The organism is Phytoactinopolyspora limicola (assembly GCF_011320225.1).
GTDB classification, from domain to species: domain Bacteria; phylum Actinomycetota; class Actinomycetes; order Jiangellales; family Jiangellaceae; genus Phytoactinopolyspora; species Phytoactinopolyspora limicola.
Window position 1 is genome coordinate 58,960 of record NZ_JAAOEN010000002.1, and the last position, 22,165, is coordinate 81,124.

Here is a 22,165-nt window from a genome sequence, read left to right on the forward strand (position 1 = left end):
CCGTGTCATGACACGGCAAAGTGTTCATGATCATGGGAGGGGGATCAACGGGGGTGGCGTACCGCCTGAGCGATCCACGTGAGCAGGCCGGTCGAGCCACCGTTGGAAGCGACCGCCGGTGCCACCACCGCGGAATCGTCGGAGTCCCTGGTGGTGTTATCGCTGGTGTCGGTGGTCGTGCTCGCCGCGCCCGGCCGGTCCCGGTGCTTGCACGCGCTCGGGTACCGGTCGCAGTAAGACCGGTGGTTGCCGATGGTCTCGGTCTCCAGCATCGCGTGGACGACGGCCCGGCCGAGGGCGTCCGCGCCGGCGTTGTAGATCTGGCTGAGCTCGTTGTTCGACAGGCCCCCGGCCGGCGTGGTGGTGGCCATGGCGAACACGGTGTCACCGTCGCCGAGGTTGTGAACCGGCCGGATGGAGCGGGCCAGCCCGCTGTTGGCGATCATCGCCATCCGCTGCGCCTGGGTCTGGTCGAGTGGTGCGTCGGTGGCGACGACGGCGATGGTCGTGTTGAACGGCTCCTCGGACATTCCCTCCACCGACGCGGCATTCCCCGGCCGGGCGTCCGGGCAGTCGCGTTTGTTCGGTTTGGTGAGGTTGAACTCGTTCCCGATCTCGAGGAACTCCGCATAGGGCCGGCAGGTGTCCGGGTTCACCGGCGAACCGCCCGGGTTGAGCCCGACGATGGCGCCGACGCGGTATCCGTTGGGTAGCTCGATGCTCGCTGATCCGAGGCCCCAATTGGCCCCCATTCCGGCACCGACCCGCCCCATCTCGACGGGGTCGGTGCTGGCGTTCTCCGCCGCTAGGTAGCCGAACTCGGCATCCGGACGGGCCTGGAAGTCGCCGCCACGGCCGAGGTCGTAGAGGATCGCCGACGGCACGATCGGCACCACGCCGCCGCCCACCGGGTATCCGACCCCGCGCTCCTCCAGCCACCGCATCACACCGGAGGCCGCGTCCAACCCATAGGCGCTGCCGCCGCTGAGCACCACGGCGTGGGCCTCGGTGACGAGTCCGCCCGGCTCCAGTAAGTCGGTCTCCTTCGTCCCCGGGCCACCACCTTGCTGGCTGTAGCCGGTGGTGGCGCCGTCCTCGGTCAGGATGACCGTGGTTCCGGTGCGGTAACCGTCACCGAACTGGGTGTACTGCCCGACCTTGATGCCAGGCACGTCGGTGATGGTGTTGCTCAACTCGTCCGGGTCAGCCTGCGCCGGCGCCGTCAGCGCGAACAGCAAAGCTCCCGCCGCGGCGACGGCGAGCGGCGCGCGGACCCGGCGGAATCGTCGAGTGAGGTTCTGGGACACGTCGGCCTCCCGTGGATGCGATCGTGGTTGCCCAGAGTCTCGACGTGGTGACGCTCAGTGAACAAGAGACACTCTGTAATAGTGGATCAGCAATAACTAACACCATGGAACATTTCCACGATCACAGTAGCGCCGACGGGTGGACCGTTCCGGGCGGCGGAACCTCCTCCAGCAACGCCTGCAGCAGCCGTCGTTCTCCCACCGGCACGTACTCGGCGTAGTACGCGTAGAGAGAGTGCCGGGCCAGCCGAGCCGCGCGCTCGCCATCGCGCTCGCGCAACGCGTGGAGGACCTCCGCATGATGATTCAGCGACTTGCGCATCAGCGCCCGTCGGTCCGGACTGTCGGCGATCTTGTGTGCGATGAGCCCCACGACGACCCCCCGCACGACGTCGCTACAGACCTGGATCAACGTGCTGCCGCTACCCCGCGCCACCGCGTCGTGGAAAGCGACGTCGGCCTGGCTGAACTCGACGTACCCCTCGTCGATCGCCTGCTCCATCCGGGCCATGGCGGCCTCCATCTCGGCCACCTGCTCATCCGTGGCCAGCTTCGCGGCCAGCAAATTCGCCCAGCTGTCCAGCAACATCCGAAACTGTACGAGCTCACCCAAGCCCACCTGGTCGGTGCGGACCAGCCGCGTCACGGACTTACGCAGCGTGGTGGGCGAGAACTCCAGGATCTCCGGCCCCGCGGGATCACCGGGCCGGGACCGGACCAGCCCGTTGCTCTCCAGAACGCGCAACGCCTCCCGCACCGTGGAGCGGCTCACCCCGAACTCGGCCATCAGTGCCCGCTCACTGGGTAGCCGGTCCCCCGGCCGCAGCTGGCCGCGCAGCACGTGCTCCTCGATCTGTTCGACCACCCGCTCGTAGGCGCGCACCGGCCGGACCCGCTCGAACTTCACCTCGCCTGCCATCCAGCGCTCCGCTCTACGTCTCGGGCCCGGACCTTGACAGCCTGGGCCGGCCATGCAACCGTACCTATTCCTCACTAAGGCTACTGGTCCGACCAGTAGCCTACGAGGTTTCAAGCCCGGAATCCTGGTCCGCAAGGCAGGGCGATAGGTAGGCAGGTTCGATGCAACTCCGTCTCGCGTGTATCCCCGGCGATGGCGTCGGCCCCGAGGTCATCGCCGCCGCGCTCCCGGTCATCCGGGACGCCGCCGCACTGCACGGCGCCCAGCTGGATGTTCTCGAGGTGGACTGGGGCGGCGAGCGGCACCTCAGAACCGGGGCGCCCATGCCAGCCGACGCCGCCGACATCGTTCGCCAGCACGACGCCGTCCTATTCGGTGCCGTCGGCCGCCCAGACGTCCCCGACCACGAGTTGGTTTGGGGGCTCATCATCGCGCTGCGCCAACAATTGGACCTCGCGGTGAACCTCCGCCCGGTGCGCAGCTGGGATGGCGTGCCCTCCGTCGTCACCTCCGCGCCGGGCACCGACCTGCTCATCGTCCGGGAGAACACCGAGGGTGAGTACAGCGGGGCGGGTGGGCGGGCCCATCGGGCCAGCGGTGCGGAGCTGGCCGTCGAAGTCGCCATCCACTCCCGGCACGCCATCGAACGCGCCGCCCGGTACGCGTTCGACCAGGCCAGCCGGCGGCGCGGCCGGCTCGCGCTGGTCACCAAGTCGAACGCGATGCGGCACGGCTACACGCTGTGGGACGAGGTGGTCGCCGACGTGGCCGAGGACTTCCCGGCGGTCGAGTGGCAGCCGGTACTGGTGGACGCCATGGCCGCCCGGATGGTGCAACGCCCCACCGAGCTGGATGTGCTGCTGTGCAGCAACCTGTTCGGGGACATCCTCGCCGACCTGGCCGCGGTGCTCGCGGGTGGACTCGGCATGGCCCCGAGTGCGAACGTCAGCCCGCAGGCCACCCCCGGGCTGTTCGAGCCGATTCACGGATCCGCCCCAGACATCGCCGGACAAGGAATCGCCAACCCGGTGGCGTGCCTGTTGTCCGGTGCCATGATGCTGGACCACAGTGGCCTTCCCGCCGCGGGTGACTCGATCCGCGACGCGATCGCCACCGCACTGCTCGATCCATCCATCCATACACCCGACCTAGGCGGTACCGGAACCACCGAAGGGGTGGCCACGGCCGTCCGGGCGGCGCTGAATCGCGAGAGGAACACCAGATGAAACGATCGCTCCGCACCGCCGTCGCGGCGACCGCGGCCGGTTTCCTCCTCCTGACCGGCTGCGGAGCAGGCAGCGGCGACGACGACGCCACCGACAGCTCAGCCGACGGCTCCACGGCCGACGACGGCGACGGTGACGACGCGGACCCTGGTGACGACACACCCGCCGGGGAGCCCACCGCGCTCACCGTCGGTTTTACCGCCGAACCCGCCAATCTGGACTTCACCACCACCGACGGTGCGGCCATCCCGGAAGCCCTGCTGGTGAACGTCTACGAAGGCCTGGTCAAACTCGACCAGGACACCGGCGAGATCGTCCCGCTGCTGGCGGAGTCGTGGGAGGTCAGCGAGGATCGCACCATCTACGACTTCACCCTCCGTGAGGGGGTGACCTTCAGCAACGGCGAGGAATTCACCGCCGACGACGTCAAGTTCAGCATCGAACGGGTCCAGTCCGACGACTGGTCGGTGTCGCTGAAGTCCGGCATGGACGTCGTCGACGAGGTCGAGGTGGTCTCCCCCACCGAGGTCCGCGTCGTCCTCACCGAACCCAGCAACAACTGGCTGTTCCGGATGACCACCCGCATCGGTGCGATGTTCACGCCCACCGGAGTCGACGACCTCGCCAACGAGCCGGTCGGCACGGGACCGTACGTGGTGGACACCTGGAACCGGGGCGATTCGATCGTGTTCGCGGCCAACGACGACTACTGGGGTGATGCCCCGGCCATCGACACCGTGACGCTGCGCTACTTCGCCGACCCGACCGCCGCGAACAACGCGATGCTCACCGGCGACATCGACGTCATCGGCACCGTGCAGGCGCCCGAGGCACTCGACCAGTTCGAGAATGAGGACCGCTTCCAGGTCATCGAGGGCACCACCAACGGTGAGGTCACCCTCGCGTTCAACAACGAGTCCGGCCCGATGTCCGACGTGCGGGTCCGTCAGGCGGTCAAACACGCCATCGACCGAGAGGCCCTGCTGGAGACGGCGTGGGCCGGGCGTGGCTACCTCATCGGCAGCCACGTTCCGCCCACGGACCCCTGGTACGAAGATCTGACCGGCATGTACCCGTACGATCCTGATCGTGCTCAGGACCTGCTGGCCGACGCCGGCGCAGAGGGTGTGACACTACGCTTCCGCATCGCCAACCTGCCCTACGCGGTCGCCGCCGCTCAGGTGGTCGCCTCACAGCTGGCCGACGTAGGCATCACAGCCGAGATCGAGCCGCTGGAGTTCCCGGCCCGTTGGCTGGACGAGGTGTTCACCAACGCCGACTACGACATGTCGATCGTGGCCCACGTCGAACCCCGCGACATCGGTATCTTCGGCGACCCGGACTACTACTTCCGGTACGACAACGAGGAGCTGCGCGACCTCCTGACCGCCGCGGATGCCGGCACGCCGGAGGAGCAGATCGCGTCGATGCAGGACGCGGCCCGGCTGCTGGCCGAGGACGCCGTCGCGGACTGGCTGTTCCTGCTGCCGAACCTGATCGTCGCCGCCGACGATGTCACCGGCCTGCCGGAGAATCGCGTCGGCGAGTCGTTCGACTTGACGGCGATATCGAGGTCCTGACGGGCCGCCCCGGCCGAACCGGGGCCTGATCGGAAAGGGGTGCGCGGCCGGTGCTGCTCCAGCTCGCGAGGCGGACGGTGGTCTTCGCGCTCAGCCTGCTGCTGGCGTCGGCGGTTGTCTTCGCCTTCATGGCGGTGCTGCCGGGCGACCCCGCCCGGGTGGCCCTCGGCGTCCAGGCGACGCCCGAGGCGCTCGAGGCCACCCGGGCCGAGTTCGGCCTGGACCGGTCTCTGCCCGCCCAGTACCTCGACTGGGTGGGTGGCCTGCTCCAGGGTGATCTCGGCCGGTCGTACGTGACCCGCGCGGATATCGGGCCGCAGGTGTTCGACCGGTTGCAGGTCACCGCCTGGCTGGTGATGGCAGGCATGCTGGTCGCGCTGGTCATCGCCCTGCCGCTGGGGGTCCTGGCGGCGGTGCGGCACCGCAGGCTCAGCGGCATGATGCTCTCCGGCGCCAGCCAGGTAGGGATGGCGGTGCCGAGCTTCCTCGCGGGCATCCTGCTGGTGTCGGTGGTCGCGGTACAGCTGGGCTGGCTGCCGCCCGGAGGTTGGGTGGTGCCCGCCGACGACCCCGTGCAGTTCCTGCGCCGGTTGATCCTGCCTGCTCTGGCGCTAGGTCTCGTTCAGGGTGCGGTCGTCACCCGGTACGTCCGGTCGGCGGTGCTCGACGTAATGCGCGAGGACTATCTCCGTACCGCCCGGGCCAAAGGCCTCGGTCCGTATCGCGCCCTGGTCAAACACGGGTTGCGAAACGCGGCCATCCCGGTGGTCACGGTCCTTGCCCTGCAGTTGGCGACGCTGCTGATCGGCGCTGTTGTCGTCGAGCGGGTGTTCGTCATTCCCGGTCTCGGGAGCCTGCTACTCGACGGCGTCGCCAACCGGGACCTGCTGCTCGTCCAGAGCGTCGTCATGGTGCTGGTCCTCGCCGTACTCCTCGTCAACTACGTCGTCGACGTGCTGTATACCGTCCTTGATCCCCGGCTCCGGAGGGCGGGATGAGCGAACAGGTCAACGTCGTTTCCGTACCGGTCGCCGAACCAGCGGCGGCCCGACGCGGCTCCCGGCTAAACCCGAGCCTGATCGTCGGCGGCAGCATCGTCGCGCTGATCATCGGCGCCGCTCTACTGTCGTTCGTCTGGACGCCTTACGACCCCACCCGCATCGACGCGGCGGCGCGGCTGACGAGTTACAGCGGCGACCACTGGCTCGGCACCGACAAGTTCGGCCGCGACGTCTTCAGCCAACTGCTGGTCGGCGCCCGCACCACCCTGTTCGTGGGGATCGTCGCCGTCGGTATCGCCGCCGTGATCGGCACCCCGCTCGGCATCTTCGCCGGCATGGGGTCCCGGTGGGCCGGCGAGATCGTCATGCGCGGCAACGATCTACTGCTCGCGTTCCCGGCATTGCTGATGGCCATCATGTTCGCCGCCGTCTACGGGCCCAGCACTCTCACCGCGATGGCGGCCATCGGCATCGCCACCGTGCCGTCGTTCGCCCGGCTCGCCCGCAGCGGCACCCTCGGGGTCATGAACACCGAGTACGTGCTTGCCGCCCGTGCGGCCGGCCGCACCCGCCGGGCCATCGCCGTACGGCACGTTCTACCGAATATCTCCGGGCTGGTCATCGTGCAGAGTTCGGTGGCCTTCGCCATCGCGATCCTGGCCGAGGCAGCGTTGTCGTTCCTCGGCTTCGGCACCCGCCCGCCCACCCCGTCCTGGGGCCGGATGCTGCAGGAGTCGCAGGAGCTGCTGCACTCCGCGCCCCGGCTGGCGTTGTGGCCGGGTATCGCGATCGCACTGGCCGTGCTCGGGTTCAACCTGCTCGGCGACGGCCTCCGGGACCGTTTCGATCCGCGTCTGGAGGTTCGCCGGTGAACAACCAGATCGCGGGACCATCGACTCCGCCAGGCGCCGGCATACCTGACGCGGCAGAACCCGCGCTGCGCGTACGTGACCTTCGGGTGGGCACGGACAATCTCGACCTCATCACCGACGTGTCCTTCACGCTGGCCCCCGGCGAGCGGGTGGGCCTGATCGGCGAATCCGGCTCCGGCAAGTCGCTGACCGCGTTGGCCCTGCTCGGCCTGCTCCCCGAAGAGGTGAAAGCCAGCGGGTCTATCCGGCTCTCCGAGGTCGGCTTCGACGTGGTCGGCGCCAGCGAACGGCAGATGTCCAAGGTCCGGGGCGACCGGATGGCCATGGTGTTCCAGGAGCCGATGACCGCACTCAATCCGGTGATGCAGGTCGGCGACCAAGTGGCCGAGATCATGCTGCTGCACCGCCGCCAGCCGGACCGTCGCGCCGCCCGGCGCGCAGCGGTGGAGATGCTGGCCAAGGTGCGCCTGCCCGATCCCGAAGGGGCAGCCCGCGCCTACCCTCATCAGCTCTCCGGTGGGCAACGCCAACGCGTCGTGCTCGCCATCGCGCTGGCCAACGATCCCGCCGTCCTCCTCTGCGACGAGCCAACCACGGCGCTCGACGTCACCGTCCAGGCCCACATGCTCGATCTCATCCTGACCGGTGTCGCCGAACGAGACAGCGCGCTGCTGTTCATCACCCATGACCTCGCGGTGGTCGCCACGGTCTGCGAACGGGTGCTGGTCATGTACGGGGGGCGGATCGTCGAGTCCGGTCCCATCGACGAGGTGTTCACCCGGCCCCGGCATCCGTATACCCGCGGGCTGCTCGACGCGTCGGACATGGACGCCGTCGACGGGCGGGGACGGCTACACACCATCCCGGGCACGGTCCCGGCCGCCGGGCGGTTCCCCGACGGATGTGTGTTCCGCAACCGCTGCGCGCACGCGACTCAGCAATGTGTCCAGGTGCCGCCATTGGAGCACAAGGGGGCACGTGCCCACGCCTGCTGGCACCCGGTCGAGGAGCCCACATGAGCCAGCCCAGTCCACCGATCCTCAGCGTCCGCGACGTCCACCGCCGGTACCGGCGGGCCCGTACGTCGCTGTTCAAGCCCCCGAGCGAAGTGCCGGCGGTGCGCGGTGTGTCCTTCGACATCCAGCCGGGGCAGCGGTTCGGCTTGGTGGGTGAGTCCGGGTCCGGGAAGTCGACCCTGATCCGGCTACTGGCCGCACTCGACCACCCGACGTCGGGTTCGATCGAGTTCGAGGGGCACCGGATCTCCGGTCAGCCCGAGCGGCGGCTCGGTTTCCTCCGCGAACGGCTACAGGTGGTCTTCCAGGACCCGATGGGATCCCTCGACCCCCGGATGCGGGTACGCGACATCATCGCCGAACCCCTGGTGGCTGCCCGCAAACCAACCCCGCCGGACCGGATTCGGGAGTTGCTCACCGCGGTCGGATTGCCGGACGACGCCGGCGACCGATACCCGCACCAGTTCTCCGGCGGCCAACGGCAGCGGATCTCCATCGCCCGCGCGTTGTCCACCCGGCCGTCCGTGGTGGTGGCCGACGAACCGGTCAGCGCCCTCGACGTGTCGGTACGTGCGCAGATCCTCAACCTGCTCGCCGATCTCGCCGACGAGTACTCGCTCACCCTGGTGTTCGTCTCACACGACCTGTCCGTGGTGCGGCACGTGTGCGACACCATCGCCGTCATGCACCACGGTGAACTCGTCGAGATGGGGGCCACCACCGACGTCTACGACAACCCTCAACATTCGTACACCAGGCGACTGGTCGCCGCCGTGCCGACGTTGCGCCGCGCCCTGGCCGGCGTGTCGGCCGCCGAACTTGCCCGCGCCGTGACCGCCGCCGATCCCGAGGAGGACGAACAGTAGTGACCCGCTTCCCCGTCGACGAACGAGGCGTCGTCGACTTCACCCGTGACCTGGTGCGTATCCGCAGCGTGCACGATCCGGAACGCGGCCAAGCCGAGGCCGCGGCGGCCGCACTGGTGGCGGAGCGGATGCGTTCCTTCGGCTGGGCGCCCGACGTGACAGAGGTGGCACCGGGCCGGCCCAACGTGATCGCCGTGATCGACGGCGGCGGTGGCGACGGTCCGACACTCGTGTTCGAGGGCCACACCGACGTCGTCACCGAGGGCGACCTCGACGCCTGGACCGTCGACCCCTACGGCGGGGAGATCCGCGACGGCCGCCTCTATGGGCGGGGTTCGGCGGACATGAAGTCCGGAGTGGCGGCGATGCTCTACGGTGTACACGCGTTGCAGCAGGCGGGTCCCTTCCCCGGCCGGATCATGGTGTGTGCGCTGGTGGACGAGGAAGGGCTGATGCTCGGCGCCAAACACTTCGCCGCCTCGCCCGCGTCGCGGGACGTCGATGCCGCCATCATCTGCGAACCGGAAGAGGGTGAAATCTGCGTCGCCGCCAAGGGCGCGATCCGGCTGCGGGTGGACTTCACCGGCAAGATGGCCCACGGTGCGATGCCGCAGCATGGTCGCAACCCGGTGGCGCCGGCCGGTGCGCTTCTCGCAGCCCTGGCTGACCAGCAGCAGCACTGGCAGGCCGAGCTGGGCGAACACGAACACCTAGGCCTGCCGTATGTGACGCCCACGGTCCTGGAGGCCGGTTCGGCCGACCAGATCAACGTCATTCCCACCCGCGCCACCGTGTGTGTGGACATCCGCACCGTGCCTGCCCTGGACCACGATCAGGTGATCGCCACCATCGCCAAACTAGCCGAGGCCGCCGCGGGGCCGCTCGGTGTGACCAGCGAGGTCAGCGTCGTCGACAACCGGCCGTCGGTCGAGGTGGATCCCGGCCATCCCGTAGTCGCCGCCCTCGCCCGCGCCCACGAGACCGTCCGTGGTGAACCAGCACGGTACGGCGGCGTCCCGGGGGCCACCGACGGCACCATCCTCACCCGCGACGCCGGCATCCCCACCGTCGTCTACGGCCCCGGAGGCAAATGGATCGCGCACCAGGCCGACGAGTTCGTCGAGGTGGCCGACATCGTCCACTGCGCCCACATCTACGCCGAGGCGGCCGACCACTTCCTCCGCGGGACGACGGCATGAGCACCACCGTCCCGCCGTCGTTCTCCGCCACCGTCGCATCGTCGTTCTCCGCCACCGTGCCCACGGGATTGCCGATCGGGGACGGGTGGGTCGACACCGGCGAGACCACACCGATCCGTTTCCCGTACGACGGCTCCCACGTCGCCGACGCGCCGGTTGGTACCGCCGACCACGCCCGTACCGCGGTGGATCACGCCACCGAACTGGCCGGCGCCGTCGCGGCGCTGCCGTCGCGGATCCGCCGCGACATCTTGCTGGCCACCCGGGATGCCCTGGCGGGATGGCGCGACGAGATGGAGCACCTGCTGGTCCTCGAGACCGGCAAGCCGGTGCGGGACTGCCGGGTGGAGGTGGACCGTACCCTCGTCACGCTGGCCGCGTCCGCCGAGGAGGTGTCCCGGCTGCACGGCGAAACCGTCCCACTGGACCTTTTGCCGTCCGGCGACGGAATGCTCGGTTTCTGGGTGCGCAAGCCGATTGGCGTCGTCGTCGGCATCGCCGGGTTCAACTATCCGCTGCTGCTGGCCACCCACAAGATGGGTCCGGCGATCGCGGCCGGATGTCCGGTGATCTGCAAACCCGCCCCGTCCACTCCGCTGGCGACGTTGTGGCTGGTGCAGCTGATCCGGGAGGCAGCGCTGGCCGCCGGTGCGCCTCCCGGTCTGGTGCAGCTGGTCACCGGCGACGTCGACGTGGGGTCCACCCTGGTCACCGACACCAGGGTCGGGGCGGTGTCCTTCACCGGTTCGGCGGCTGTTGGGCATCGGATCGCCCGTGATGCCGCACCCCGCAAGGTTCTCCTGGAGCTGGGGTCCAACGCCGCCCTGTGTGTAGCCGCGGACGCCGACGTGGAGGCGGCGGCCGCCGCCGTGTTGCGTGGCGGGTTCTACGCCTCCGGCCAGGCATGCATCTCGGTGCAGCGGGTTCTGGTGGAACGGGGCGTCGCCGACGAATTCCTCGACCGGCTAGCAGCGGGTATGGGCAGCGTCGTCGTCGGAGATCCCCGTGACGAGGCCACCCATGTCTCCACGCTGATCGACCAACGCTCCGCCCAGCGGGTGAACGAGTGGGTCGAGGCAGCCGAGTCGGCCGGTGCCCGCCGGCTGGCCACCGCACCCAGCGACGTCACACCCGCACCGACGGTGCTCGTCGACGTCCCCGACACCGCCGCGGTGTGGTGCGAAGAGGTGTTCGGGCCAGTGGTATGCGTCCGCATCATCGACTCGATGGACGAAGCGTTCGAGCAGGTGAACGCGTCCCGTTACGGGCTGCACGCGAGTGTGTTCACCCGTTCGTTGGCCACCGCCATGACGGCGGTGCAGCGGCTCGACGTCGGCGGTGTCGTCGTCAACGAGGTGCCCGGCTTCCGGTCGGACACCATGCCCTACGGCGGGGTCAAAGACTCCGGCATCGGCCGAGAAGGCCCCCGCTTCGCCGTCGAAGAGCTGACCGTGACCCGGATGGCCATCATCCGGCCGATGTGAGGTAGAGACACGATGGACTACACAGCCTATGCCGGCCTCTTCCGGCTCGATGGGCGGCGCGCGCTCGTCGTCGGCGCCGGGAGTGGTATCGGCCGGGAAGCGGCGCTGGCCCTGGCCGCCCACGGCGCCACCGTGGTGGCCGCCGACCGCGACTCCGCTGCCGTATCCGAGACCGCAGCGGCCGTGGGTACGAACGGATCGGCGTATCAGCTCGACGTGCTCGATCCGGGCGCCGTCTCCCGTGCCGCCGCCGAACTCGGCCCGGTGGACGTCCTCGTCTTCACACCAGCCACCAACGTACGCAAACGGCTGCTCGACTACACCGACGAGGAATTCGACCGGGTAGTCGACTTGAACCTGCGGTCGTCGTTCCACCTGATCCGGGCGTTCGGCGGGCCGATGGCCGAGCGTGGATCCGGTTCGATCGTCGGGTTCGCCTCGATCCGCGCCGTCACCGTTGAGCCCGGTCAAGGTGTCTACGCGGCCACCAAGGCTGGGCTGGTGCAGCTGCTGCGCACCGCGGCGGCCGAGTTCGGACCATCCGGTGTGCGGGTCAACGCCATCGCCCCGGGGGTGGTGGAGACACCACTCACCGCGCCGATCAAAGCCCGGCCCGACTGGTACGACGCGTACGCCGCCAAGAGTGCGTTGGGCCGGTGGGCCGAACCGCGCGAACTCGCCGGAGCGGTGGTATACCTCGCGTCCGACGCGGCCAGCTTTGTCACCGGCAGCGTGTTAGCCGTCGACGGTGGATGGACCGCGATCGACGGCCGCTTCGACCCACCCGCCTAGCGTTGTGCACCTGATCGTCGTTTGTGCGCCTGATCGTTTCCGCGGCAGCGATCAGGTGTGCCAACCAGCAGCGACGCAGACCCGTTGTGCATCTGATCGCTTCTCACAGTCTGGACGCGCGACGATCAGATGCAGATCTAGCCTTTCAGCACCGACTTGTGCATCTGATCGTCGCGCATCCGGATACTGAGATGGGGATTGGCGCACATTGATGCACCCGACCAGCCCCCTACCGACGTTTACCTACCCTAATCGCCGCCGCGTAAGCGATCAGGTGCACAAACGGAGATCAGGTGCACAAGGTGGGTGATGACACTCACCCACCTCGTCCGACGGCGCATCAACACATCGTGCGACGCGTTGATAGACCGCACCTGCGTCAGATCTGTCGAACTCCTTGGCGCCGTCCCCGAGACGCCACGCGCCAGAGCCCACCCAACTATGACGATTCGGCAAGCCGGCCACCACGGTCCAACGTCAGCCAGCGGTTGATACCGAGCCGGCGGAGGAACCCGTCGTCATGGCTCACGACGATCATTCCACCCCGATAGCTGCTCAACGCATCCACGAGTGCGTCGACGCTTTCCAGGTCGAGGTTGTTGGTCGGCTCGTCGAGTATTACCAGCTGCGGTGGCGGGTCGGCGAGCAGCAGCCGCGCCAAGCTGACCCGGAATCGCTCGCCGCCGGACAGTTGCACCACGGACCGATCCACCTCGTCACCTCGGAACAGGAACCGGGCCAGCCCGGCCCGGACCGTGCCCGGCGTAGCGACCGGTGCGGCGCGGCGAACGTTCTCCAGGATGCTCGCCGCGTCGTCGAGGACGTCCAGCCGCTGCGGCAGGTAACCGATCCGATCGGTCAACGCCCGGGCGGTCAGGGCCGCGATACCAGCCGGCGTCCCATGCACCAGAGACTCCAGCAGACAGGTTTTGCCGACGCCGTTCGGTCCGGTCAACGCCACTCGTTCCGGCCCCTGGATCACGAGCGTACGTTCTCCGTCGCCGAGTTCGGCGAGCCGACGGCTGGCGGGGACACCCGGGTCCGGCAGGTCGATACGGACCCGGCGGTCGTCCCGCACCCGGGCGGCCCGCTCGTCGACAGCCGCACTCGCGGCGTCGACCTTCTCGCCGAGCTCGACGCGCAACCTGCCGGCCGATACCTGGGCCTCGGTCTTCCGCTGGTTCATCACCGCCCTGGGTTTGCGTTTGTTCTCGTAGTCGGTCTGGGCGTAGCGGCGCCGGCGGGCGAGTTTGGTCTCGGCCTCGATACGTTGCCGTTTCTCGACCTTCAAGACCCGTTCGGCGTCGCGCAGGGCCCGCTGTGCAGCCTCCTGTTCCTGCGCAAGGTAAACCTGGTAGTCGCTGAACGCCCCGCCGAACACCGTCAACGACGTGGCCCGGACCTCCGCGGTTTCGTCCATCAGATCCAGCAACGTGGTGTCGTGGCTGACGACGAGCAACGCCCCGTTCCAGCTCCGCACCATCGAGTACAGACGCGCCCGGGCCTCGCGATCGAGGTTGTTGGTCGGTTCGTCGAGCAGCACGATCGGCGTGCCCGCCAGCCGCAGCCCCGCCAGCGCGACCAGGATGGTCTCGCCCCCGGACATGTGGTCCACCCGGCGATCCAGGCCAAGCTCGGGCACGCCGGCCGCACCCAGAACTTCAGCGGCTCGGGTCTCGATATCCCAATCGTCGCCAACCGCGTCGAAGTGGCGCTCGGCGACGTCGCCGGACTCGATGGCTCGCAGCGCGTCGAGCGCGACGCGGATGCCGAGCAGGTCGGCGACCGTCGATCCGGCTCGTAGCGTGACGTTCTGCGGTAGGTAGGCGACCTCACCGGTGGTGGTGACGCTGCCCGACGACGGCCGGATCTCGCTGCGTACCAGGCGCAGCAGCGTCGTCTTGCCACTGCCGTTGGCGCCGACGATGCCGGTCCGCCCGAGACCGAACGTCGCTGTGACGTCGCGAAGCACCGGTGTTCCGTCCGGCCAGGCGAACGTCACGCCGTTGAACTGGACAGAGGTGGACTGTATGGAGGACGTGGAAGACATGGTGGACTCTCCGAGAAGGTCGGCGTGGATGCGCTGACCCGAAGAGCCCGGCGAAGCGGGTACGACGGACGTCAGCGCGCGGGATGCGGCCGGAAACCGTCGAGAGTCTTCACCGTCGTAGTACCTCACACTCGGGAATGGCGTGCGAAACAAGGATGACACGTCCCGCAGCTCATCTTCAAACCACTTTGCGGACCGAGACTATTCCCGCGCCCGCAGGTCCGCTTCACTTGCTGGTCTCCAATGCCGCATGCCGGCTCTTAATCCACACGCATCCGTCATCAGAGACCAGGAAGACGTCATCCGAGCGAGCGGACCCAGCGCCGCTGCCACGGCATCTCCACCGCTCGAGGGTGGTAGCGCCGACGCACCCATTGCACGGCATCCTCCGCCGGGACTCCGGCGAAGGTCGCCATCACCGCCAGCGCGGTGCCGGTCCGCCCGACGCCGCCACCACAAGCGATCTCGACGCGTTCGGTGGCAGCTCGCTCGTACGCTTCACGTAGAACCGTCAGCGCTTCAGGTTTCGATCGAGGCAGTCGGAGGTCGGGCCACGGAATCCAGCGGTAGGACCAGCCAGGCTCGTCCGGCGCACGCCCCAGCAGGTACACGGCGAACTCGGGGTTCAGGTCGCCAGGTGGTATGTGACGCAGGCCGCGCCCGCGCACTCGGCGGCCGTCCGGATATACCACCACACCAGGGCGGTCAGCCCACGCGATCACCCATCCGACGATACGGGCCCGCCGGTGACGGCGGCGGGCCCGGCCAAGGACCTCCGGCGCGGGCGGGTCGTTGTCAGTGCGGCAGGTAAGAATGAGCCATGCGCGCAAACGACGATCACGTGTCCCAGGGCACGGTGCAGGAGTGCTGGCTTCCAGGGTCCGGGCGGTAGCCGTGGCCGAACCGCTCAAGAACAGTTACGGCCCGGACATCCCCAAACGGATAGCCGCGATGATCGAAGCCGTCCATCCGAGCTTTCCATCCTCGGAGTTCGTGGCCAACTCCCTGGACGGCTACGACGATCTCGAGTTGACCCCGCGGGCCCGCCAGATCTCGACGGCGCTCGCCCAGCACCTCCCACCCGATCCGGCCGAAGCCATCGGCATCCTCGTCGAATCGTTGGGCCCCAAGATCGAACGGCTGGAAGGTATGGAGCCGTTCATCTACCTGCCGCATGTCCTGTTCGTCGCGGAGTACGGGCTGGACTGTCCGGAGGAGTCGTTCCAGGCTCAGTACGAGCTCACCCAGCGGTTCACCGCCGAGTTCAGCATCCGTGCCTTCATCGAGCGCCATCCTGAGCTGTCTATGGCACGGCTCGGGCAGTGGGCCACCGACCCGAGTGTGCACGTACGACGGTTGGTGTCGGAGGGGACCCGCCCGCGGCTGCCCTGGGCGGCCCGGCTACGCCGCTTCCAGAAGGACCCGACACCGGTCATCACGCTACTGGAAATACTCAAGGACGATCCCGAGGAGTATGTACGCCGGTCAGTGGCCAACAACCTCAACGACATCGCCAAAGACCACCCCGACCTCGTGGTGCAGGTGTGCCGGGAGTGGTCCACCGCAGCCACGCCGCAGCGCCAGCGGCTGATCAGGCATGGCCTACGCACGCTGATCAAACAAGGTCACCCCGGCGCATTGGCCCTGTTGGGCTACGCTCCCGGTTCACCAGTCACAGTCACTGGACTGTCCGTCACACCAGCTCGAGCCCGGATCGGTGACAAGATCAGGATCGAGGCCGGGATTCACAACGGAACCAATACTCCTCAGCCTGTTCTGGCCGACCTGCGCGTGCACTTCGTCAAGGCGAACGGCTCCAGCAGCCCGAAGGTGTTCAAGGGCACCACCTTCGAGCTGACACCGGCCGAAGACGGCACGGTGTCGAAGAGTGTGTCCCTGGCCCAGCACAGCACCCGCACGCACCACCCCGGACAACACCTCGTCGAGCTGCTGCTCAACGGCGAGGTCCGAGCAGAGGCGTGGTTCACCCTCGAATAGTCCCATCCGTCGTCGGCGGGCGTGACTTCTCGGCACAGCTCAGCCAGTCGCTTCAAACACCGGCGCTGGCTCATCACGCCGGGTATCCAGTCAGCCACGCCCGACAACGAGCATCTCGGCGGCGCCGCGCTGAAAGACGTATGGCACGGTGCGCACGTCGGTTGTGTACCCGTCGACGCCCAACCGCGACATCAGAGCCGCCAGGAACGGCACGTCATCCCCGGTTCCTTGCCCGACCAGCGGGAAGACACGTACCTCGCGGCGGGCGACCCGCACCATCTCCCGCAACGCGGCCAGGTGCCACTCCTCATCGAGGACATCTGCCCAGGTGAATAGCAGATGTGAACACACCACCAGGTCAAAGGACACGTCGCGGAACGGTAGGTGTGGCAAGGACGCGGCCGGAGAGCGAATGCGCCGCCAGATCGAACATCGCCATGTACTCGGCGTACGAACGGGAGGTGACCAGCATGTCTATCATCCTTCCCGGCCGGATCCGATTCGCGGCATCTGGCCATTCCGCCTCCGGGGTGTCACATTCTCGCCCCCTATCTCGTCATACATCGTGTGAGGGAGGGTGATGCCATGGCCACTGATCTCGACGAGCTCGGCGGGCGCGATCCACATGTGGTGCTAGGGGTCCATCCAGGGGCCGACGAAGAGCAGGTCAACCGGGCGTTCCGCCGCCATGCGATGCACGGCGGGCACCCGGACACCGGCGGTGATGCCCCTACGTTCCGGCGCCTCACTCGAGCTAAGGACATCCTGCTGGACGCCGAACGGCTGGCAGCCTATAACGCCGCCCGCCGGGCGACCGGTGCCGACACCTCCGGCCCTTCGCCTACCAGCGGCGCCGCCACCCACCACCCCACTGGGTCCGAACCCGACGGGCACCAGTCCGGGGCGAGCGGTGCTGAGCCATCTCGCGCCGAGGCGCAGCGGCCCGCCAGCGCACCGATGCCACCCAAGATGCATCCGTTGGCGATCGCCACACTGGTGCTCGCCTTGCTCGGCCCGCTGGCGTGGCCGGTGGCGATCGTGGTTGGCCACCTCGCCTGGTGGCGGATCCGCCGTACCGGCCGGGGCGGCCAGACCCTCGTCTCGGTGGCGCTGGCGTTGCTGTACGTGTTGTCGTTCCTGACGTTGCCGCGGGTTCTCGTGGCGGTGGTAGCGATGTTCACGTGACCGGTGCCGGCGCGGCGTACTCCAGGCCCAGCGCGGCCGACATTTCCCGGAGGCACTGCTCGAAGACCGGCTCCAAGTCGGTGAACGCGAAGTCCAGCTGGTGTAGGACCTCCATACACAACAAGCCGTAGAGCTTGATCCAGCACGACAGGAAGACGTGGGCTGCCTCGACCGGCAGCCGCTCGTCGATCGATGCCGAGTAGGCGGCGAGTTGATCACGAAGCGACCGGGGCAGGTCGTCGAGGTCAGGCACCGGGAACGGTCGCCGCTGCCAGAGTTCGACGATCAGTTCGAGGAGGATGTGCTCGAAGCGCTGGGCGGCCTCGAGCCGCGCGGAGCCGGGGGTTCGGTTCGGCTCGGAGATGGTGCTCGCGAAGACCCATGAGAACTCCGCCGGGTGGGTGGTGACCCAGGATCGCAAGGCGCGGCAGGTGGCGAGCAGTCGATCACTGAGTGCGGCCTCCGCCTGCTCGTCGCGGGCACGCTCCATCGTCTCGGTCAGTTCCCGGAAGAAGCCGGCAGCTACCGCACCGACGAGTTCGTCATGGCTGGCGTAGTAGTGGTACAGCGAGGGCCCGCTCATACCCATCTCGCGTGCGACCGCGTTGATGGTGACCGCTCCGGGTCCGCGAGTGACCAGAAGCCGCCGGGCCGTTGCGTGAATCTCCGCCAGGGTTGCCTGACGTACTCGATCTCTCCTGCTGGTGACCGGCTGGGACACCACGCACCTCCTCTCCATCACTCACCTTAGAGCCCCTGAACGGAGCGGCTCGCTCCCGTCGACATTTGACAATTCTAGTAGATCTAGATTTACCTAGGGCTACTAGACAACGGTCAAGTGAAAGGACTCGACGTGACTCTCAGATGGACATTGGTCGCCGCGTCGATACTGCTGGTAGGAGCAACGTGGTGGGGGCTGTCGCGTGCCGGCCGGCAACGCGAGGCGTCCCGAGAGGTGGCCAGGTGAGCCGCCGGACCCGTAACCCGCTAGCAGCTGCCTTCGCCAAGCACTTCGCGCACTCGACGGTCACCCACTCAGAGCCGGTCACGCCGACGATGCAGCGGATCCGGCTCGTCGCCGAGCAGCCCATCACCTTCCCGTACACCCCGGGCCAGCACATCAGAGTCCAGATCAACGACCCCCTGTCCATCTCCGGGATCCTGCGTCCCGGTGAGACCCTGCGCACCTACACCATCTGGGATCTCCATCTCGACGAACGCGCCATCGAGCTCCGGGTTCATCTATATCCAGGCGATGGCATCGGCCTGGCCTGGGCTCAGCAGGTGCGCCCGGGCGATCCAGTGACGTACTGGTGGCCCAAGGGAGACTTCTACACCACCAATGAGGCTGCTTATCACGTGTTCCTCGGTGAAGAGACCGCCAGCGCGGCGTTCGGCCCGATGATCCGCGCGCTCGACCCGTCGGCCCCTGTCTACGGCGTGTTGGAGAGCGAGTCGCCCGAGCACGACCTCCCCATGCCCGGGCGACACGAGTTGGCACGCGTGTATCGTCACGGGGCATCCGCCGTCGCCTCCCAGGCTCTACTCGACGGCGTCGCCGATCTCGCCCTGCCCGAGCAGCCGGGTATGGCCTATGTGGCCGGTGAGGCCCGTACCTGTCAGCTCATCCGCAACTTCCTGGTACAGGAGCGCAACTGGCCGCGCACCGCCATCAAGGTCAAGCCGTTCTGGGCCGTGGGGAAGCCCGGCCTGCATTAGCTCACCGCCCCGCCCCGCCCCGCCCCACATCGCGGCCAGACGAGAGCACTCCGCGTACTGGGCCGCGTCGACCACGATGACCAGATTCCCAGCGTGATCGCTGTACTGCACGGTGATGTTCACCCCGGCCTCGCCCATCAGCTGGGCGAACAGACCTAGCTGACCAGGGGTGTCCTGATCCAGGCGAACCATCACGACGTCGTTGATGTGCACCGGTGATATCCCGGCCTGTTCCAGGGCACTGCTGGCCGCCGACGCGTCGCTGACCAGGAAGTGTGCCGTCGCCGTCGCCCCAGTGCTGAACACGCCGCCGCCGTCGAGGCTGACCCCCGCCTGCCCCAGTACCTGCCCGAGCGCCGCCAGAGCGCCGGGCCTGTTGTCGAGGACGACCTCGATGTCCTGCGGTGTGCCGGCTGATCGTCGTTCGTCATGTCGCGCATCGCCATCGGGTGTGAACATGTGACGACGCTACGAGCCAGTCTGTTCGGCGACGACCGAACTCCGGATAGCCAGACCGCCCCACGTGTGACGATCGCAACGAGAGGCGTGACGGTCAGCCGTCGGGCCAGGTCAGACCTAGCTCCCGGGCCAGAGCGTCACGTCCTTCACCGGTCACCCGGATTCCCCGGTGGATCCCGGTCGGAGCGATCCACCCCAACGCCTCGAAACGGCTGCGCAACGCAGCGCCCGCACCTCCGGCCAGGTGGTGCCGGCGCTCGGTCCAGTCCAGACAGGCCAGGGCCATGGGGCGACGGGCCCGGCGGAGGTGTTCGACGTCGACTCCGAGGCCGGCCAACCAGCCCGCCCCACCATTCGAGACCGCCCAGCCACGGTCGCGGTGGAGAAACCCCGAGTCGGCGAGCGCGTCCGCGAGCGCCACGCCCAGCGCCCCGGCCAGGTGGTCGTAACACGTCCTGGCCCGCGCCAACGCCGACCTCGCCGTCGCCGCCCTGAGGGTAGCCGGACGCGGGCCAGGTGGGGTGTGTGCCGACAGGACTTCCACCAACGCCGCCACCTGCGGATCGGCCAACCGCACGTACCGGTGCCGGCCCTGCCGCTCGTCGACCAGCACCCCGGCGGCAGTCAACAGGTTGAGGTGTTCCGTGGCCGTGGAACGGGCTACGCCCGCATATCGGGCCAGCTCGCCGGCGGTCCATGCCCGTCGATCGAGCAGCGCCAGGCATATCGCCGCACGAGTTTCGTCCGCGAACAGCCGGGCGAGCGCGGCCATCTCCGGTGCCGCATCCACCCGCCTGCTCATGGCCCCATCCTGCACCACGGATGGTTCGGCCGGCATCGAAGCGTCCGGGCACCTTCATGGCCGGCAACAGGCCCGCGGGATCGACGTCCATACCCCTGCCCGGGCAGTTCATAATCAGTCCATGGCGAAGAAACCCGGTCCGGCTGGACAACCCAGGCGGTCGTTTATCGAGCAGGCTCGACGAGCCCAGATCGTCGAGGCGGCCACCGAGGTCGTGGCCCGTGTGGGCTACACCAACACATCGCTGGCCCGGATCGCCGAACACGCCGACATCAGCAAGAGCGTGATCACCTACCATTTCAGCGGTAAAGACGAGCTCCTACGGCTGGTTGCCACCCAGTTCTTCGAACGAGCATGGCAGCACATGGAGACCCAGATCGTGGCGCGGGACACCGCTGCCGGCCAGGTCGAGGCGTGGATCGGGTCTCAGCTCGAGTTCTTCCACGAGCATCGCACGGAGTTCCTGGCCATGAGTGAGATCGTCACCAACCATCGGGAGCCGGACGGATCACACGCGTTCGCCCGCGAGGTGGCCGAAGAAGTCGACGGGCTGGCCGAGATCCTGGCCCGAGGCCAGCGCGATCAGGAGTTCCGATCGTTCGACACCCGCCGAGTCGCGACCATCATCCTGCGCGCCGCCGATGGTGTGCTGGGCTCGTGGGCGATGGACGAAACGGTCGATCTACCTCAGCAAACGGCCGCACTCCTCGACTTCATCGATCACGCTATCCGGCGGGAACACTCATAAGCGCAGGTCGGGGTAGCGGTCACGCGAGAATGACGGTGGTCCCGGCGGCCCGCAGCGCGTCGACGATCTCGGGGTCGGCGTCGCTATCGGTGACCAACGTGTCCACGGCGTCGGCGTCACAGATGCGGGCGAAGGAACGACGGCCGAGCTTCTCCGAACCAGCGACCACTACCACCCGTCGAGCGCGCCGCACCATCATCGCGTTGACACCCGCCTCGCTCTCGTCATGGCAGGCCGCACCGGTGCTCAGGGCGAACCCGTCGACGCCGAGCATCAACAGGTCCAACCACAATTCCTGCAGGACGAGGGTGGCCAACGGGCCGGTAAGTTCGTACGACTGCGGCAGCGCGACACCCCCGAGGATGACCGACCGAATGTGCGGGCGCAGAACCATCTCGGTGGCGATGTTCAGCGCGTTGGTGACGACGGTCACCGCTGGCCGCTGACCATCCTTGGCCAGGTCGGTACGGGCCGCCAGCCGACGCGCCACCGCGGAGGTGGTGGTGCCGCCGTTGAAAGCGACCACCATCCCTGGCTCGACGAGATCTCCGGCCGCGGCCGCGATCCGCTCCTTGGCGTGGCTGTCTCCTCGCCCGCGGTATCGGACGGGGAGGTCGTAGGCGACGGACGAGGCCACCACACCTCCGTGGGTCCGGGTGACCAGCTGCTGTTCGGCCAGGGTGGTGAAGTCTCGACGGACGGTCGCCTCGGAGACACCCAGCGATTCCGCGGCCGCACTGACCGAGAGTCTGCCGCGCTCGGCCAGCATGTCCAGCAACGTCTGCAGCCGCAATGCGCGGTCGCGCGAGTCGTTGCGGTCTCCTTTGGGCTCGGCGGAGTTCATCCGGCAGCCCCCACTGGCTGGCCAGCGACCAGCTGCGACGCGGCGTGCGGGTAGCGGATCATCGCGGACACGATGCCGACTATAGAGACTCCGGAGGC

21 protein-coding genes and 1 pseudogene are annotated in these 22,165 nt (G+C 68.1%); 13 read left to right on the forward strand and 9 right to left on the reverse strand.

Annotated elements, in window-relative coordinates; translation table 11 throughout:
- Positions 1 to 44 precede the first annotated feature (44 nt).
- Positions 45 to 1,307 carry a P1 family peptidase gene (locus G8760_RS05890; RefSeq protein ID WP_207782067.1) on the reverse strand — a complete coding sequence of 421 codons (1,263 nt, stop codon included), beginning with the start codon at positions 1,305 to 1,307 and terminating at the stop codon, positions 45 to 47.
- A 121-nt stretch (positions 1,308 to 1,428) separates the two neighbouring features.
- The gene (locus G8760_RS05895) at positions 1,429 to 2,226 is read right to left on the reverse strand and encodes a FadR/GntR family transcriptional regulator (RefSeq protein ID WP_246222451.1); all 798 of its coding nucleotides are present in this window, start codon (positions 2,224 to 2,226) and stop codon (positions 1,429 to 1,431) included.
- Positions 2,227 to 2,387: 161 nt separating this feature from the next.
- Here G8760_RS05895 and G8760_RS05900 point away from each other — a divergent pair, with 161 nt between their 5' ends.
- The 9 genes from G8760_RS05900 to G8760_RS05940 are packed head-to-tail and all read left to right on the forward strand — an operon-like array spanning position 2,388 to position 12,262.
- A complete protein-coding gene (locus tag G8760_RS05900) occupies positions 2,388 to 3,452 on the forward strand; it encodes an isocitrate/isopropylmalate dehydrogenase family protein (RefSeq protein WP_166348353.1) in 1,065 nt (354 codons plus the stop codon).
- Positions 3,449 to 5,032, forward strand: a complete 1,584-nt coding sequence (locus tag G8760_RS05905) for an ABC transporter substrate-binding protein (protein WP_166348356.1) — start codon at positions 3,449 to 3,451, stop codon at positions 5,030 to 5,032. Before G8760_RS05900 ends, G8760_RS05905 begins: the two co-directional genes overlap by 4 nt.
- 50 nt (positions 5,033 to 5,082) lie before the next feature.
- Positions 5,083 to 6,030 carry an ABC transporter permease gene (locus G8760_RS05910; protein WP_166348359.1) on the forward strand — a complete coding sequence of 316 codons (948 nt, stop codon included), beginning with the start codon at positions 5,083 to 5,085 and terminating at the stop codon, positions 6,028 to 6,030.
- The gene (locus tag G8760_RS05915; RefSeq protein ID WP_166348362.1) at positions 6,027 to 6,905 is read left to right on the forward strand and encodes an ABC transporter permease; all 879 of its coding nucleotides are present in this window, start codon (positions 6,027 to 6,029) and stop codon (positions 6,903 to 6,905) included. Before G8760_RS05910 ends, G8760_RS05915 begins: the two co-directional genes overlap by 4 nt.
- A gap of 41 nt (positions 6,906 to 6,946) precedes the next feature.
- A complete protein-coding gene (locus G8760_RS05920; RefSeq protein WP_425502296.1) occupies positions 6,947 to 7,924 on the forward strand; it encodes an ABC transporter ATP-binding protein in 978 nt (325 codons plus the stop codon).
- Positions 7,921 to 8,787: an ABC transporter ATP-binding protein gene (locus G8760_RS05925; protein ID WP_207782068.1), complete on the forward strand. Its 867-nt coding sequence runs from the start codon at positions 7,921 to 7,923 to the stop codon at positions 8,785 to 8,787. Before G8760_RS05920 ends, G8760_RS05925 begins: the two co-directional genes overlap by 4 nt.
- Entirely contained in the window at positions 8,787 to 9,986 is a 1,200-nt protein-coding gene (locus tag G8760_RS05930) for a M20 family metallopeptidase (RefSeq protein ID WP_166348365.1), read from the forward strand. Before G8760_RS05925 ends, G8760_RS05930 begins: the two co-directional genes overlap by 1 nt.
- Positions 9,983 to 11,470 carry an aldehyde dehydrogenase family protein gene (locus tag G8760_RS05935; protein ID WP_166348368.1) on the forward strand — a complete coding sequence of 496 codons (1,488 nt, stop codon included), beginning with the start codon at positions 9,983 to 9,985 and terminating at the stop codon, positions 11,468 to 11,470. Before G8760_RS05930 ends, G8760_RS05935 begins: the two co-directional genes overlap by 4 nt.
- A 12-nt stretch (positions 11,471 to 11,482) precedes the next feature.
- Entirely contained in the window at positions 11,483 to 12,262 is a 780-nt protein-coding gene (locus tag G8760_RS05940) for an SDR family NAD(P)-dependent oxidoreductase (protein ID WP_166348371.1), read from the forward strand.
- Positions 12,263 to 12,701: 439 nt separating this feature from the next.
- Here G8760_RS05940 and G8760_RS05945 read toward each other — a convergent pair whose 3' ends face one another.
- Both G8760_RS05945 and G8760_RS05950 read right to left on the reverse strand, forming a co-directional pair.
- Positions 12,702 to 14,312, reverse strand: a complete 1,611-nt coding sequence (locus G8760_RS05945; protein WP_207782069.1) for an ABC-F family ATP-binding cassette domain-containing protein — start codon at positions 14,310 to 14,312, stop codon at positions 12,702 to 12,704.
- Positions 14,313 to 14,611: 299 nt separating this feature from the next.
- Positions 14,612 to 15,034 (reverse strand): protein-tyrosine phosphatase family protein, encoded by a 423-nt coding sequence (locus G8760_RS05950; RefSeq protein WP_207782070.1) that lies wholly within the window; start codon positions 15,032 to 15,034, stop codon positions 14,612 to 14,614.
- 142 nt (positions 15,035 to 15,176) lie between these two features.
- On the opposite strand from G8760_RS05950, the gene G8760_RS05955 reads away from it, so the two are divergent.
- Positions 15,177 to 16,310, forward strand: a complete 1,134-nt coding sequence (locus G8760_RS05955) for a DNA alkylation repair protein (protein ID WP_207782071.1) — start codon at positions 15,177 to 15,179, stop codon at positions 16,308 to 16,310.
- Between the two features lie 90 nt (positions 16,311 to 16,400).
- Here G8760_RS05955 and G8760_RS05960 read toward each other — a convergent pair whose 3' ends face one another.
- Positions 16,401 to 16,679: a hypothetical protein gene (locus G8760_RS05960; protein WP_166348374.1), complete on the reverse strand. Its 279-nt coding sequence runs from the start codon at positions 16,677 to 16,679 to the stop codon at positions 16,401 to 16,403.
- 216 nt (positions 16,680 to 16,895) lie between these two features.
- On the opposite strand from G8760_RS05960, the gene G8760_RS05965 reads away from it, so the two are divergent.
- Positions 16,896 to 17,495, forward strand: a complete 600-nt coding sequence (locus G8760_RS05965) for a DnaJ domain-containing protein (RefSeq protein WP_166348377.1) — start codon at positions 16,896 to 16,898, stop codon at positions 17,493 to 17,495.
- On the opposite strand, the gene G8760_RS05970 is transcribed toward G8760_RS05965, so the two are convergent.
- Positions 17,488 to 18,216, reverse strand: a complete 729-nt coding sequence (locus G8760_RS05970; protein WP_207782072.1) for a TetR/AcrR family transcriptional regulator — start codon at positions 18,214 to 18,216, stop codon at positions 17,488 to 17,490. The genes G8760_RS05965 and G8760_RS05970 overlap by 8 nt on opposite strands.
- Positions 18,217 to 18,458: 242 nt before the next feature.
- Between G8760_RS05970 and G8760_RS05975 the strand changes: the two genes are divergently transcribed.
- Complete coding sequence (locus G8760_RS05975) at positions 18,459 to 19,214, forward strand: siderophore-interacting protein (RefSeq protein ID WP_207782073.1); 756 nt, start codon at positions 18,459 to 18,461, stop codon at positions 19,212 to 19,214.
- 60 nt (positions 19,215 to 19,274) lie between these two features.
- Here G8760_RS05975 and G8760_RS30185 read toward each other — a convergent pair.
- Together G8760_RS30185 and G8760_RS05985 are read right to left on the reverse strand one after the other, a co-directional pair.
- Positions 19,275 to 19,673: pseudogene (locus G8760_RS30185) on the reverse strand (ACT domain-containing protein); the annotation flags it as partial.
- A gap of 94 nt (positions 19,674 to 19,767) precedes the next feature.
- Positions 19,768 to 20,475, reverse strand: coding sequence for an ArsR/SmtB family transcription factor (locus G8760_RS05985; RefSeq protein ID WP_166348386.1), 708 nt, complete (start codon positions 20,473 to 20,475; stop codon positions 19,768 to 19,770).
- 121 nt (positions 20,476 to 20,596) lie between these two features.
- Here G8760_RS05985 and G8760_RS05990 point away from each other — a divergent pair, with 121 nt between their 5' ends.
- Positions 20,597 to 21,223: a TetR/AcrR family transcriptional regulator gene (locus tag G8760_RS05990; protein ID WP_166348387.1), complete on the forward strand. Its 627-nt coding sequence runs from the start codon at positions 20,597 to 20,599 to the stop codon at positions 21,221 to 21,223.
- A 19-nt stretch (positions 21,224 to 21,242) separates the two neighbouring features.
- Here the strand turns inward: G8760_RS05990 and G8760_RS05995 are convergent, their stop codons facing one another.
- Entirely contained in the window at positions 21,243 to 22,067 is an 825-nt protein-coding gene (locus G8760_RS05995; protein ID WP_166348388.1) for a DeoR/GlpR family DNA-binding transcription regulator, read from the reverse strand.
- Between the last annotated feature and the right edge of the window lie 98 nt (positions 22,068 to 22,165).

Bases quoted from the DNA above. Each gene is read 5' to 3' on its own strand.
- G8760_RS05895 (WP_246222451.1), bottom strand. From the start codon at position 2,226: ATGGCAGGCGAGGTGAAGTTCGAGCGGGTCCGGCCGGTGCGCGCCTAC.
- G8760_RS05900 (WP_166348353.1), top strand. From the start codon at position 2,388: ATGCAACTCCGTCTCGCGTGTATCCCCGGCGATGGCGTCGGCCCCGAG.
- G8760_RS05905 (WP_166348356.1), top strand. From the start codon at position 3,449: ATGAAACGATCGCTCCGCACCGCCGTCGCGGCGACCGCGGCCGGTTTC.
- G8760_RS05915 (WP_166348362.1), top strand. From the start codon at position 6,027: ATGAGCGAACAGGTCAACGTCGTTTCCGTACCGGTCGCCGAACCAGCG.
- G8760_RS05925 (WP_207782068.1), top strand. From the start codon at position 7,921: ATGAGCCAGCCCAGTCCACCGATCCTCAGCGTCCGCGACGTCCACCGC.
- G8760_RS05935 (WP_166348368.1), top strand. From the start codon at position 9,983: ATGAGCACCACCGTCCCGCCGTCGTTCTCCGCCACCGTCGCATCGTCG.
- G8760_RS05940 (WP_166348371.1), top strand. From the start codon at position 11,483: ATGGACTACACAGCCTATGCCGGCCTCTTCCGGCTCGATGGGCGGCGC.
- G8760_RS05945 (WP_207782069.1), bottom strand. From the start codon at position 14,312: ATGTCTTCCACGTCCTCCATACAGTCCACCTCTGTCCAGTTCAACGGC.
- G8760_RS05965 (WP_166348377.1), top strand. From the start codon at position 16,896: ATGGCCACTGATCTCGACGAGCTCGGCGGGCGCGATCCACATGTGGTG.
- G8760_RS05985 (WP_166348386.1), bottom strand. From the start codon at position 20,475: ATGAGCAGGCGGGTGGATGCGGCACCGGAGATGGCCGCGCTCGCCCGG.
- G8760_RS05990 (WP_166348387.1), top strand. From the start codon at position 20,597: ATGGCGAAGAAACCCGGTCCGGCTGGACAACCCAGGCGGTCGTTTATC.
- G8760_RS05995 (WP_166348388.1), bottom strand. From the start codon at position 22,067: ATGAACTCCGCCGAGCCCAAAGGAGACCGCAACGACTCGCGCGACCGC.